The organism is Mesobacillus harenae (assembly GCF_013343715.1).
GTDB classification, from domain to species: Bacteria; Bacillota; Bacilli; order Bacillales; family Cytobacillaceae; genus Mesobacillus_A; species Mesobacillus_A harenae.
In genome coordinates this window covers 25,037-38,391 of record NZ_JABUNR010000025.1, presented here as the reverse complement: position 1 = coordinate 38,391, position 13,355 = coordinate 25,037, and the positions used below count along the sequence as shown (strand labels likewise).

At 41.3% G+C, this 13,355-nt stretch carries 15 protein-coding genes; all 15 read right to left on the bottom strand.

Annotated elements, in window-relative coordinates:
- Positions 1 to 68 precede the first annotated feature (68 nt).
- Positions 69 to 1,331: an RIP metalloprotease RseP gene (rseP, locus tag HRJ06_RS21720; protein WP_174735042.1), complete on the bottom strand. Its 1,263-nt coding sequence runs from the start codon at positions 1,329 to 1,331 to the stop codon at positions 69 to 71.
- 16 nt (positions 1,332 to 1,347) lie between these two features.
- Complete coding sequence (gene dxr, locus HRJ06_RS21715) at positions 1,348 to 2,490, bottom strand: 1-deoxy-D-xylulose-5-phosphate reductoisomerase (protein ID WP_174735041.1); 1,143 nt, start codon at positions 2,488 to 2,490, stop codon at positions 1,348 to 1,350.
- Between the two features lie 111 nt (positions 2,491 to 2,601).
- Positions 2,602 to 3,390, bottom strand: coding sequence for a phosphatidate cytidylyltransferase (locus tag HRJ06_RS21710; protein WP_174735040.1), 789 nt, complete (start codon positions 3,388 to 3,390; stop codon positions 2,602 to 2,604).
- 147 nt (positions 3,391 to 3,537) lie between these two features.
- Positions 3,538 to 4,314, bottom strand: a complete 777-nt coding sequence (locus HRJ06_RS21705; protein ID WP_174735039.1) for an isoprenyl transferase — start codon at positions 4,312 to 4,314, stop codon at positions 3,538 to 3,540.
- Positions 4,315 to 4,838: 524 nt separating this feature from the next.
- Entirely contained in the window at positions 4,839 to 5,396 is a 558-nt protein-coding gene (gene frr, locus HRJ06_RS21700) for a ribosome recycling factor (RefSeq protein WP_174735038.1), read from the bottom strand.
- Positions 5,396 to 6,121 (bottom strand): UMP kinase, encoded by a 726-nt coding sequence (pyrH, locus tag HRJ06_RS21695; protein WP_174735037.1) that lies wholly within the window; start codon positions 6,119 to 6,121, stop codon positions 5,396 to 5,398. The genes frr and pyrH overlap by 1 nt, the downstream gene beginning before the upstream one ends.
- 174 nt (positions 6,122 to 6,295) lie before the next feature.
- Positions 6,296 to 7,180 carry a translation elongation factor Ts gene (tsf, locus tag HRJ06_RS21690; protein ID WP_174735036.1) on the bottom strand — a complete coding sequence of 295 codons (885 nt, stop codon included), beginning with the start codon at positions 7,178 to 7,180 and terminating at the stop codon, positions 6,296 to 6,298.
- Positions 7,181 to 7,306: 126 nt separating this feature from the next.
- Positions 7,307 to 8,017, bottom strand: a complete 711-nt coding sequence (gene rpsB / locus HRJ06_RS21685) for a 30S ribosomal protein S2 (RefSeq protein WP_174735035.1) — start codon at positions 8,015 to 8,017, stop codon at positions 7,307 to 7,309.
- Positions 8,018 to 8,156: 139 nt separating this feature from the next.
- On the bottom strand, positions 8,157 to 8,870 hold the full coding sequence (locus HRJ06_RS21680) for a hypothetical protein (protein ID WP_174735034.1): 714 nt from the start codon (positions 8,868 to 8,870) through the stop codon (positions 8,157 to 8,159).
- Positions 8,871 to 8,879: 9 nt separating this feature from the next.
- Positions 8,880 to 9,185, bottom strand: a complete 306-nt coding sequence (locus HRJ06_RS21675) for a hypothetical protein (RefSeq protein ID WP_174735033.1) — start codon at positions 9,183 to 9,185, stop codon at positions 8,880 to 8,882.
- Between the two features lie 73 nt (positions 9,186 to 9,258).
- Positions 9,259 to 10,620: a FapA family protein gene (locus HRJ06_RS21670; protein ID WP_174735032.1), complete on the bottom strand. Its 1,362-nt coding sequence runs from the start codon at positions 10,618 to 10,620 to the stop codon at positions 9,259 to 9,261.
- A gap of 14 nt (positions 10,621 to 10,634) precedes the next feature.
- The gene (locus tag HRJ06_RS21665; RefSeq protein ID WP_174735031.1) at positions 10,635 to 11,399 is read right to left on the bottom strand and encodes a FliA/WhiG family RNA polymerase sigma factor; all 765 of its coding nucleotides are present in this window, start codon (positions 11,397 to 11,399) and stop codon (positions 10,635 to 10,637) included.
- Between the two features lie 49 nt (positions 11,400 to 11,448).
- Complete coding sequence (locus HRJ06_RS21660; protein ID WP_174735030.1) at positions 11,449 to 11,946, bottom strand: chemotaxis protein CheD; 498 nt, start codon at positions 11,944 to 11,946, stop codon at positions 11,449 to 11,451.
- Positions 11,939 to 12,580, bottom strand: coding sequence for a chemotaxis protein CheC (locus HRJ06_RS21655; RefSeq protein WP_174735029.1), 642 nt, complete (start codon positions 12,578 to 12,580; stop codon positions 11,939 to 11,941). Before HRJ06_RS21655 ends, HRJ06_RS21660 begins: the two co-directional genes overlap by 8 nt.
- A gap of 316 nt (positions 12,581 to 12,896) precedes the next feature.
- Positions 12,897 to 13,334: a chemotaxis protein CheW gene (locus tag HRJ06_RS21650; RefSeq protein WP_174735028.1), complete on the bottom strand. Its 438-nt coding sequence runs from the start codon at positions 13,332 to 13,334 to the stop codon at positions 12,897 to 12,899.
- Positions 13,335 to 13,355 lie beyond the last annotated feature (21 nt).

Sequence of the window (13,355 nt, the reverse complement as noted above, 5' to 3'; positions counted from 1 at the left end):
TCGCTCTGAGTCAGACATTCTGTTATGAACTTTATTTTTTAGTGTGAAAAGTACATATCAGCGTTTGTTTATAAAAAGAACCGCTGAATATCATTCCAGGTTACAACCAGCATGAGCAGCATGAGCAAGGCAAATCCAACAAAGTGAACCATTCCCTCTTTATGCCGGTCGATTGGCTTGCCTCTTACTGCTTCAACTGCAAAAAACATTAATCGGCCACCATCAAGGGCAGGAATTGGGAGCAGGTTCATAATGCCGAGATTAATACTCAAAATCCCAGCCCATTTCATTAGATAATAAATACCTGACTTAGCAACGGTATCTGTTGAAACATAGATTCCCACAGGGCCAGATAACATATCAATGGAGAACTGACCTGTTACAAGCTTGCCCAGCATAAAGATAATTTCTTTTGTCCAGAAATAGGTTTCAGTAAAGCCGTAAGTGATTGATTTTAGCGGAGATTTTTCTATTGGGCTGTAGACACCGATAATCCCGATATTTTCCCCTTCAATCTCTCTGTTTTCGGGTGTAACTGGTATCTCCATTGTTTCACCGTTTCGGTCAATGGAGAATTCTAATTCATTTCCTGGGTTTTGTCTGACAACTTCAACGACGTCTGTCCAGCTGGAAATTTCCGAACCTTCGATACTATTAACAACATCGCCTTCTTGAAGGCCAGCCTCTATGGCTGAACCATCAGAGGTTATTTGTCCCAATACAGGTTCGTTGGATGGGATTCCCTGAACAAGTGCAATAATGATGAAGACAACTAATGCAAGAATGAAGTTCATCATAGGACCAGCAAAGATGGCCATCGTTCTTTGGCCAAGTGTCTTGGAAGCAAACTGTCTGTCATAAGGAGCAATCTGGCTTTCAATTCCGTCCTCAACCAAAACAGCTTTTGGGCTGATCTTAAAGATCTTTAGCTGTTCATCGTCATCGCCTTCTTCATAGCCCTTAATGAAGAGGTCATGTTCAATATCAGCCAGTTCAACTTCAATTACCCGTGCATTCGGGAATTTTTCTTTATTATTAATAATAATTTTGCTAACTGTATTGTCATCATTAAACAGGAGCCCAATTCTGTATCCGGGCTTGATTTCTGTCATTTCCGGATCTTCACCGGCCATGCGGACAAATCCCCCGATTGGCAGCAATCTGACTGTATAGGTTGTTTCATTTTTTTTATGCGAAAAAATTTTAGGACCAAAGCCGATTGCAAACTCCCGGCACAATATTCCTGCCCGTTTAGCAAAGATTAAATGGCCTAGCTCATGAAAAAATACGAGAGCGCCAAAAATGACAATAAACGCTATTACTGTAGTCAAAATTTAACCACCTTTTTTATAGAAGTGAGTGCACAAAGTTTCGGGTGTCCTTATCCACTGATTGAATAATTTCAAGACTAGGATTAGATATGATTTCATGTGAGCTAAGTGCTTTTTCTATCAAGTCTTCGATTTGCAGGAAAGAAATTTTGCCTTCCAAAAAGGCGGCTACAGCAGCTTCGTTTGCGGCGTTAAGAACAGTCGGCATCGTGCCTCCAGCCTCGCCAGCTTCATATGCATATTTTAGGCACTTAAACCGGTTATAGTCCATTTCCTTGAAATGCAGTTTGCCGATTTCCGCTAAATTGAGCTTTTTTGCTCCATGAAGCGGAAGGCGATCGGGAAATGTTAGGGCATATTGGATCGGCACTCTCATATCTGGTGTTCCGAGTTGCGCCATGATACTGCTATCATGAAACTCAATCATTGAATGAATGATGCTTTCTTGGTGAAGAACGACATCTATTTTTTGATAGGGCATTGAAAACAGCCAATGGGCTTCAATCACTTCAAGCCCTTTATTCATCATTGTTGCTGAGTCAATCGTAATCTTTGCTCCCATTGACCAGTTCGGATGGTTTAAAGCTTCATCAACCGTTACGTTAGCAAGCTCTTCCCTTGTCCGATCCCTAAAGCTTCCGCCAGAAGCTGTTAAAATCAGCCGGTCTATATTCTTCTCACGCTCTCCCTGGAGAGCCTGAAAAATGGCAGAGTGTTCGCTATCAACAGGAAGAATGGACACATTATTCCTTTTTACAGCCTCCATAACAAGATGACCTGCTGTTACTAATGTTTCTTTATTAGCAATCGCAATTACTTTTCCCGCTTCGATTGCCTTTAAAGTAGGACTTAGTCCGACACTTCCCAGAACAGCATTAACAAGGACATCTGATTTATGAAAAACAGCCACTTCTTCAAGGCCAGTATTTCCGTATGTGAATTGAATTCCTGGAAACTCAGTTTTTAGTGTTTCTGCTGCGGACTTTTCCTGAACAGCAACGAGTTCTGGTTTAAATTCAGAGATCATTTTACGAACCTCTTGGATATTGCGCCCTGCTGCCAGTGCACATACCTTAAACTGATCAGGATGTTCCCTGATAACATCTAAGGTTTGGACTCCAATCGAGCCAGTTGCTCCTAATAAACTAATCTTTTTCAATGTTGTTCAACTCCTAAAAAGAAGAGCGATCCGCTCATTTCAAGCGCAGCTTCTCAGTGCGTTACTATAAAGATTCAGTTATCGGACATTTCCGTGTTCCAATAGTTTATATTATAACAAATGGAAGAAGTGCATTAACGGCCACACAAATAGCAAGCTGTCAAACCTGTCCAGAATTCCGCCATGCCCTGGAAGAATGTTCCCAGAGTCTTTCACATGGTAGTGGCGCTTTAAGGCTGATTCTACAAGATCTCCAATTTGACCAAAGACTGAAAGGAAAGCCGTAGCGAGAGCCAATGTTAGAAAGGACGCTTCTATATCAGAGAATAGGATAAATAATATAGCAACTGCAAGTGCACTTACGATTCCGCCAAAAAAACCTTCAACCGTCTTGTTTGGACTGATTTCAGGCCAAAGTTTGGTTTTGCCTGTCGCTTTTCCTATAAAGTAAGCACCGGAATCCGTTGCCCAAATGATGAACAATGAATAAAACACAAAAAGTAAGCTAGCTTCACGAGTTTCAATAAAATAATAAAAACCCATTCCTACATAAAGCGTTGCGAGGATAGAAAAAGCAGCATCCTCAAAGGTAAAACGGTTTTTAGTTGCTACTGTATATGTTAAAAATAACAATACAGCGAGAAGTGCAGCTTCAACTTTTGTATACTGAAGATTCGCCAGGATATCGGAATACTGTTCAGGCAAAAGAAAAATCCATAATAACAATAGTGATAGTATGCCTGGAACCGAAAAAATAGACAATTTTTTCATTTTCAGCAGCTCATATAATCCGACAGATGCCAAAACATATACAAGTACAATAAAAGGGAGTCCTCCAAAAATAACTATGGGCAGGAAAACAGCCGCTGCAATGACCGCTGTAAGAATTCTTTGCTTCATCTAATCTTCCACCTTTGTTTCGTTCTAGCAGCCAGAGTAAATGTAACTAAAAAGGAACTTTATTAGCACAACTTTACAACGCTGAAGAAACTGTTAGCCTGAATGATGGTAGCCTAGGCTAGACCCAGCCTGTTCACCCATGCTTCGTTATACTCCTCCAAAACGCCGCTGGCGGTTTTGATAGACCTCTATCGCTTCAACAAAATGTTCTTCCCCAAAATCAGGCCATAGGACATCCGTGAACCAAAACTCTGAATACGCAAGCTGCCATAACATAAAATTACTTAAGCGAATTTCACCGCTTGTTCGAATTAGAAGGTCAGGATCAGCAAGTTCAGAGGTCATTAGATAGGAAGAAAAAGTTTCTTCATTTAAGTCTTTTTCACTTATTATACCATTATTGGAGTCATTTAAGACATGCTTGACTGCTTCCAGTATTTCAGCCCTGCTCCCATAGTTTAGTGCGAAATTTAAAATGAGACCAGTATTATTTTTAGTTTCATTAATAGCAGATTCGACTGCTCTCAATGTATGGGCTGGAAGCTTTTCACGGTACCCCATCATTTTCACCTGTACATTTTCCTTAACTAACTCTGGTAAAAACGTGCCTAAAAACTCTTCAGGCAGCTTCATTAAAAAATCGACTTCCATCTTAGGCCGCTTCCAGTTTTCTGTTGAGAAGGCGTACACAGTTAATGTTTTGACACCAAGTTCATTTGCCAGTTTAGTGATCTTGCGGACCACTTTCATTCCCTCATGGTGTCCGGCTACACGGGGCAGCGCTCTCTTTTTTGCCCATCTGCCGTTTCCATCCATAATGATCGCGACATGGGAAGGTACTTCTTGTTTTTTTATCCTCATTACTCGCTCTTGGAAATTGGAAGAGATAGGCTGGCTCTTCCAAAGCTTCATTTTATCTAACATAAGACAGCTCCCCCGAATAGGTTAATCTTGTCCTGTCGAAAATAGCTTTATATTTTTGGATGCTATTCCCTTTTTCCACATGTTCTTATCATACCAAAAATAAAAAAAGATATCTCTATAAAATGCTATGTATGATATATACAAAACAGAATATTTGTTAAGGAAATTAGATGATTTCTCGAAAGAGCCGGCAAAAATGCAATAGCTCTGCCAGCAGATTTTGCATCGAAAGGTACTAATAGAGTAAAAGACCCCCTGAGGGCAGAGGGTCTTTTTAATAGCTGTTTTAGTAAACTTTGTTTCTATTCAGAAACTCGGCAAACTGCTCTTTCTCGGCAGAAGCAAAAAATGCTTCTTCCTCGGAGCCTCCAGTTTTGGACAGTCGGCTCCGCTTTTCTTTGGCTAGCTGCGCCTCCTAGGGGCTCGGGGTCATAAGCCAATCGCTTCTGAAGGCAACGAACGCCTTCTGTCAGCGCTCGTCTTATGCCTGACGCCCCTGAACAGTCGGCTCCGCTTTTCTTTGGCTAGACTTCTAATATTTCTTTTTCTTTTTCTTTTGTTAGCTGTTCGATTTTTGCGATGTTTTCGTCAGTTAGCTTCTGAATATCTTCGGAGTGTCCGCGGAGGGCATCTTCAGTTATTTCACCATTTTTCTCTAACTTTTTAAGATCATCGTTGCTGTCACGGCGAATATTGCGGATCGCCACTTTTGCTTCTTCTGATTCTTTTTTAACGACCTTAACTAAGTCCTTACGGCGTTCTTCCGTAAGCTGCGGGATCGCGATTCGAATAATCGATCCATCACTTGTTGGATTAACCCCAAGGTCTGATTTCATGATTGCCTTTTCGATTTCACCCAAAACGGTTTTATCATAGGGTTGAATAACTAGTAAACGCGCTTCAGGAACACTGATCCCCGCAAGCTGGTTAACCGGTGTAGGAGCTCCATAGTAATCAACTGTAATACGATCCAGTAAAGAGGCATTCGCACGGCCTGCGCGGATGCTGGCTAGTTCTCTTGAATAAGCCTGGATCGCTTTAGTCATTCGTTCCTTAGCATTATCAATAACCTGTTTTGCCATTATTTTTTCCCCCTTACAATTGTTCCAATTGTTTCACCCATAACTGCTCTTTTAATATTCCCTTCCTCCATAATGGAGAAAACAATTAACGGTATATTATTATCCATGCACAAAGATGAAGCTGTAGAGTCCATAACTGCAAGGCCTTCTTTAAGCACATCCAAATACGAAAGTTCATCGTACTTTACGGCAGTGCTGTCAGACCTAGGGTCAGCGGAGTACACGCCATCGACATTGTTCTTTGCCATAAGAATGACTTCAGCTTCTATTTCTGCTGCTCTGAGGGCAGCAGTTGTGTCTGTTGAAAAGTAAGGATTTCCAGTACCAGCAGCAAAAATGACTACCCGGCCTTTTTCAAGGTGACGAATTGCACGGCGGCGGATATAAGGTTCTGCAACCTGCCTCATTTCGATCGAGGTCTGGACTCTGGTTTCAATTCCGGCTAGTTCAAGACTGTCCTGCAGAGCTAGAGAGTTCATAACAGTCGCAAGCATTCCCATGTAATCAGCAGTGGCACGATCCATGCCCATTTCCTCGCCAATTTTCCCGCGCCAAATGTTCCCCCCACCGACTACAACAGCAACCTCCACACCAGATTCAGCAATTTCCTTTAACTGTTTAGCTACATTCTTAATGACTGCAGGGTTAATTCCAAACCCCTGCTCTCCAGCTAAGGCTTCTCCACTTAATTTTAAGACAACGCGTTTGTATTTAGGGCTGCTCATAGGAACCTCCATATGTAGTTTAGATCTAAAAAGAAAAGCACTGAGCATCAGCCATCCGCGATAAGCATAAAAAGCACGGACGCTCGGAGCTAGTCTATTATCTAGCCTAAGATTCTATTCCTTTTTTGAAAACAGGGAACACATTGTGTTCCCTGCTTTAACGGCGGTTACCGCTTATTTTTTATTTACTTGGCTCATAACTTCTTCTGCAAAATTATCTTCGCGTCTTTCTAAACCTTCGCCAACTTCGTAACGTACGAATTCACGAACTGTTCCGCCTTTAGACTCTACAAACTGGCGTACCTTTTGGTCAGGGTTTTTAACGAATGACTGGTCAAGAAGGCATACATCTTCAAAATATTTGCCAAGACGGCCTTCAACCATTTTCGCAACGATCTTTTCAGGCTTACCTTCGTTTAGAGCTTGTTGAGTTAATACCTCACGCTCACGTTCAACTTCTTCCTGTGATACTTCGTCACGGGAAATATATTTAGGGTTTAATGCAGCAATGTGCATAGCAATGTCTTTTGCTGCCTCATCTGAAGTCGTTCCTTCAAGAACAGTTAGAACACCAATGCGGCCTCCCATGTGTAAGTAAGCACCGAAAGCGTCGCTGTCTGTTTTTGTTTTTACTTCAAAACGGCGAAGAGTAAGCTTTTCTCCGATTTTCGCGATAGCAGAATTGATATGGGATTCTACTGTAGCGCCGTTTTCCATTGTGGATGCAACAGCTTCTTCAACAGAAGCAGGCTTGTTTTTAAGAAGGTGCTCAGCTAATTCTTTAACAAGAACCTGGAAGCCTTCATTCTTTGCAACAAAGTCTGTTTCAGAGTTAACTTCAAGAATAACTGCTTCATTGCCCTCTGTAAGAATGTAAGTTGTTCCTTCAGCTGCAATGCGGTCTGCTTTCTTAGCCGCGCTTGCAATGCCTTTTTCACGAAGAAAATCAATTGCTTTTTCCATATCCCCATCAGTTTCTTGAAGGGCTTTTTTGCAATCCATCATTCCAGCGCCAGTTTTCTCACGAAGTTCCTTTACCATTTGTGCAGTAATTGCCATGTTATTTCCTCCTTAAAATTAGTAGCTATGTAACTTATACCTTAAAATCGCTCTTTTTATGCAAAATAGCATAATCTTTAAAAAAAGGTGATAAAGGGTGCTCCCTCCTATCACCTTTCTCTAAAATTAAGCTTCTACAGCTTCTTCAACTTCTTCCCCTTGTTTCGCTTCAAGAATAGCGTCTGCCATTTTACCAGTTAAAAGTTTAACTGCGCGGATCGCATCGTCGTTCGCAGGGATAATTACATCGATCTCGTCTGGATCACAGTTTGTATCAACAATTCCAACGATTGGAATGTTCAATTTACGTGCTTCAGCAACAGCAATACGCTCTTTGCGTGGGTCGATAATGAATAGAGCATCAGGAAGCTTCTTCATATCTTTAATTCCGCCCAAGAATTTTTCTAAGCGGTCTAACTCTTTGTTTAATTGAACAACTTCTTTTTTAGGAAGAACTTCGAAAGTGCCGTCTTCAGCCATTCTTTCGATATTCTTTAAACGTGTAATACGCTTTTGGATTGTTTCAAAGTTTGTCAATGTACCACCCAACCAACGTTGGTTAACATAGTACATTCCGGAACGCTTAGCTTCTTCTTTAACAGAATCTTGAGCTTGCTTCTTCGTTCCAACAAATAGAACAGTACCGCCATCAGCAGCTAGGTCTTTCACCCATTTGTAGGCTTCTTCAACCTTTTTTACTGTTTTCTGAAGATCGATAATGTAGATGCCGTTACGCTCAGTGAAAATATATTTTTTCATCTTTGGGTTCCAACGGCGTGTCTGGTGACCGAAATGTACACCAGCTTCAAGCAATTGCTTCATAGAAATGACTGACATGTTTTTTTCCTCCTAGTGGTTTGTTTTCCTCCGCTTATATCATTTTTAATCAGAAACTGTTTGGACAGCACCATCTAATTAAATCAATAAGCGTGTGTAATAACACCATCAAATAATATAGCATATGTCGAAATTACAATCAAGTTTTTTCGAGATCATTTTTCCTGAATTTTAGCAGAAGCTCTATTTCAGTTTTCCCTTTACTTAATTTTCGAGCAATTTCTTCAACAGAAAAGCCTAGTTTTTGTAAAAGCAGCACCTGATTCAATAATGATTGCATATATACTTCCTCACTAGGCTGCTCTCGGCCGTTTCTCTTGTCCTTTCGGGCTTCTGTACTCTGGATATCTTCTGGCTGTCTTGCCTGGCCAGAAAGATCTTTTTCCTGCGCATGCAAGCCCTCTTCAGTAGCTCCCTGGGACATAATATCTATATTTTGCTGATAGGCTGCTTTTAATGTTCGGAAGGCATATGCTTTTCCCGGGGTAAGAACTGGTTCTATAGCTTCATCACTCGTTACCTCAGCTGGCTTCAATGAAGCTTGGGGAACATTCAGAGGATGAAGGGCTGCCGCCTCTTCTTGTGTTGCTTCAGTCTGTTTAATTTTAGTGCCGATATTTGGGTTGGTTTCAGAATTCCTGTTCTTTGATTTTTGCAGTCGGCTGATTAATTTTTCATTCTCTTCCTTCATTTCTAAAAGATAGACACTGAAAAGCTCTTCTGCTTCCCTTATCATTTTCTCCTGGCGCTTTTCAGATTCTGCAAAGCGATTTTGGCGCAGATAAAGGATAATGATGGCCAATATCGCACCAAGGTTCAGCATTAAGCTTACTAACAAAATAAATGTGTTCATTGTACCCCTCTATCCGCTGTAATCAATACTCTTCCCTTTATAAGGATGTGTCTGTTTCTGCGGCTTTTCATTCTCTTTTCTCTTTTGCTGCTGAAAAGCCTGATTTCCTTGACCAGCAGCATCATCCGATAACGTTCCTTTGCTCGACTTCTCTTGTTTAACAACAGTTTTCCGTTTTAGTTCTTCTTCATTCTGTCCATTTTGGACTGCATGTTCAGATAGGTGCTGCCCGCGCTGCTGCAATTGTTCCTGCAGCTTTCCAGCATCTAATGTTCTCGGCAATGCCACTTGCAGCTCAATCAATTTTAAACTCATGAGAATCTGCTCCTCTAACAAAATTGATGGTATGATCAGCCCAAGGTGTAATTACACAAGAGATGTCGGTCTTTTAAAAGTTCTCGTTCGGATAAATATTGATAGTAGTATCCTCGTATTTAAATGTAACATTTTTATATTGTTGGTTGGTCATTTTCACATACTTATCGAAATAAATTTTTGTATTCGGGTAAACATGTCCATATATATAAAGCGCGGCTTCAAGGCCAGCCTTCTTCTCGATTCTGATTTCTTGGAGCTGTTCCTTATTTTTAGCTATTTTTTCATGAAGGTGCTGCTGGGTAGACTTTTGCTTTGATAAGATCAGCCTCTGTTGTTGTGAAAGTTTTCCTTCACTTTTTATTTGGTGAATAAGTTTTGACTCAATTTCATTCAGCTTACATAAACTTTCATTATTAACTCTTAGTTCTTCCAGCAGTGCTTCTTCTTGTTGCTGCAGGACAGGATTCCAGCCAATGTGAAGTTCTGTCTTTGTATACAACTCGTTCCCAAGTTCTTTTATAAATATATCTTTGCCAGCAGCCAGCAAACCGCCAATGACGTGACCTCCGCTGCACTCAATTTTTCCCGCTGCAATGACCTTGCTATGCAGAATAGATGACTTGATGCTGACATTCTCTCCAGCTTTAATCATGGCGTTATTTAAATAAGCAGCGTGAATGCTTCCCCGAGCACTTACAATCCCATTGGTTCCCCCGGTAATCCCGCTTTCCACGATAATGTTTCCGTTTGCTTCCAAGGAGGCTCCTTCCACTATACCTAAAACTCTGATATCTCCGCCAGATTTCAACTTATATCCACCGGGAATGTTACCCTTAATCACGATATTTCCAGCAAAATCAAGATTACCGGTTTTAATATCCAAATCTCCCTCAACAACAAAGACCGGATTGACAGAAATAGACGATTCGGTAAGGGTCAATTGGCCATTTATGGCTGCGAAAAACTGCTGGCCGATTTGGCTAACACTTTTATCAGCACGGATCTTCAGCGGTTTTCCGTTTGTGGCAGCAATCTTCCTGCCAGTTACACTCATTCCGGCTATCCCTGACTTCTCGGGAACGATTGTTGCTAACAATTGACCTTCTGTTACTGATGGAATCTCCAGGATATTACGTACATTGAAACGTTTCTCTTCGGTAAGATTTCTACCTAGTTCGTTTTGCAAATAGCCATTCTTTCCACCAATAGGTGCTTTGCCTTCTGCAATAATAACTGGGAAGGTCACTTTATGCAGATCCTGGCAAATGATTTCCGTTACTTCCTTTTTGATTCCATAGACGACTTTTTCACTTGCAATAAACTCATACAGATCGGTAAGTGAGACAGTATTTCCGCTATCTGGGAGCTTCTTTAATACGAGCTCAGCTGTTAACTGATTTTCAGAAATCTTTAGCGTAAAGAGACTCTCCACAGCACCCAACCTCCCTATATGACTTGTTCCATTAATGTACGCATTTTAAATAAAGCTTTTGAATGAATTTGTGAAATCCTTGATGTTGATAAATTCATAACTTGCCCAATTTCGGTCAGGGTCAGCTCTTCTTTGTAAAAAAGACTAAGAACCATCTGTTCTTTTTCATTTAATTGAGTCAGCACAGTTATCATCTCTTCAATGATTTCGTTTTTTGCCAGCGTCTCTTCAGGGCGCTCCGCTTTTTCATCCCTGATTGTAAAAGATTGCCCATCCTTGTCATCCTGCTCACTTGGCTGTTCATCTATTGAAAGTACATTGGCAAAAAAGTTTTCATTCATTGCAGAAAATACTTCTTCTTCATCGATGCGAAGTTCAGCAGCGATTTCATGTGGTGTTACTGATCGTAAATGCTGCTGCTCAAGACGTTCAATGGCCACATCAATCTTCTTTGCCTTTTCTCTAGTGCTTCGAGGCAGCCAGTCTTCTTTACGCAAACCATCTAGAATGGCGCCCCGAATTCGAAAGGAAGCATACGTATCAAATTTCAAGTCTCGGCTGCTGTCAAACTTATTAAGGGCATCATAAAGCCCCAGCATTCCGAGGCTTTTTAAATCATCCCGGGAAACACTTTTAGGAAGTGAAACAGATATTCTTTGAACATGATAGGTAACTAGAGGCATGTATTTTTTCATTAAAGTATTACCGGCCTGAGGATCGCGTGTCGCTATCCAGCTCTCCCAAACCAATTGTTCATCTGCTAATAGTGCAGCTGCCATCTATATCCCCCTTACTAGTCCTAATTTGAGTAAGACTCCTATATTTTAACTATAGCTCTGTAGTTCCGTTGTTAACCGTTCTAATCTGAAGAAGCGCTGTCTTTGGGTTAAACTCAATTGTTCTTCCATTGTTTCCGCCAACATCTTCTGCAACGATATCTATTTTTAAAACAGACAGCTGTACTTTGACTGCCTCTACATTTCTTGGGCCAATTCTCATTAATTCGCTGCCGCTGGAAAACTGAAACATTTGCGCTCCTCCGGCCAGCTTGGCTTTTAAAGAGTATTTTCTTGCACCATTTTCCAAAAGCAAAGCCGTTAATTCTTTTACAGCTGTATCCGCATACTTCGCGGTGTTAAGTGTACCAGTCTTTGCGAGGGAAGAGTCTGGAAGCATAATATGGGCCATGCCTGCCAGCTCTCGCGCCCGATCGAACAAAACAATACCAACACAAGAACCAAGCCCTGTTGTTCTAATCAAATCAGGAGCCTTTACAATTTTCATATCAGCGATGCCAACTTTTATCAGTTCCGCTTGTTTAGCCATTCTCCGAAACTCCTAAAGCTTTGAAAATCGTTTGAAATGATTCAGGATCTGGAAGGAGGAAGAAGCTCCCTTGAACAATTTCTTCATCTTCCGAGTCCAAATCGTTCAAGACTGTGTTGATTACAATGGCGTAGTCTCCTGCTTGTGATAGCTCAATAAGCCCAAAGCTAATGATGGCTCCGGCCATATCAATACTTAATGCAGGGACAGAAGGATAGAGTGCCAGATTTGTAAAGTCTGATAGGGATGACAGATAGGCTCCTGATAATATATTTCCTAGCTCTTGAAGTGCGGAAAGAGCAATCTCATTCGGAGGAGCCGAATCAATCGAGTAGCCTGAATCTCCAATCATTTCCCTAATAAACCGTTCTGCATGGCGGATTGGAAGCATGAAAAACATGCTTCCCGGCGCATCTCCTTCAATCCGTAAAAAAATCCCTGCTGCAAGACTTTCAGCACCGCCAGCAAGCTCCATCATTTCATCAAATGTAACAACCTGGACATCTGGTACGTTCATTTCTACTTTCTTGTCCAGCATGACGGACAGCGCTGTTGCGGCGTGGCCAGCACCGATGTTACCAATTTCTTTTAAAATATCAAGCTGCATTCCGGAAACTTTATTTATAAATGACATTTTGTTTACCTATGCCTTTACTGTTCTTTTTATTAGGCTCTTTTCTACAAGATTGTTGTTCTTGCATGAGTTGTGAAAACAAAAGTTGATTGGGCGGAAGGTGCTGCACCTCGAAAATGAAAAACCCATTTCTCACGTGTGGGTATTTTCGGGGAGTCTTTCAGTGCCCTGCGCGAGCAGCGGGACAGGTGATACCCCACAGGCGCCAATGCGCCGAGGAAGCTCGGCGCCCGCCCCGCGGAAAGCGAGTACCTGGAAGCGGAACTCACTACAGCCTATATTAAATAGCAACAAAGTTTACGAAAAAAGCCTTTTATTATTTAGCACTTAAGATGTTTTGCAGCTCAATAATCATAAGCAAACGATCGTCAATTTTTGCTACGCCGCTGATATAGTTTGTTTCAATTCCGCCGACTATCTCAGGAGGAGGTTCAATAGAATCTGCTGGAATATCAATTACATCATTCGCAGAATCTACTATCAGCCCTACTTCGTTATCTCCGGCAGAGATGATAATTAGCCTTGCCAGGTCTGAATAGGGAGCTTCTTCAAACCCAAAATAAATTCGCAAATCGATAATTGGTGTTACAATGCCTCGCAGATTAATAACTCCTTTTATATATGGCGGAGTATTTGGAACACGCGTAATGGTTTGGACCTTTTCGATTGACCTGACATGTGTAACTGGTATCGCATATTCCTTTTCTATAAGCTGAAACACAATTACTTTTAAATCCGTTTCCAATGTTGGCATAAGACTGGCCTCCTTAAAAAG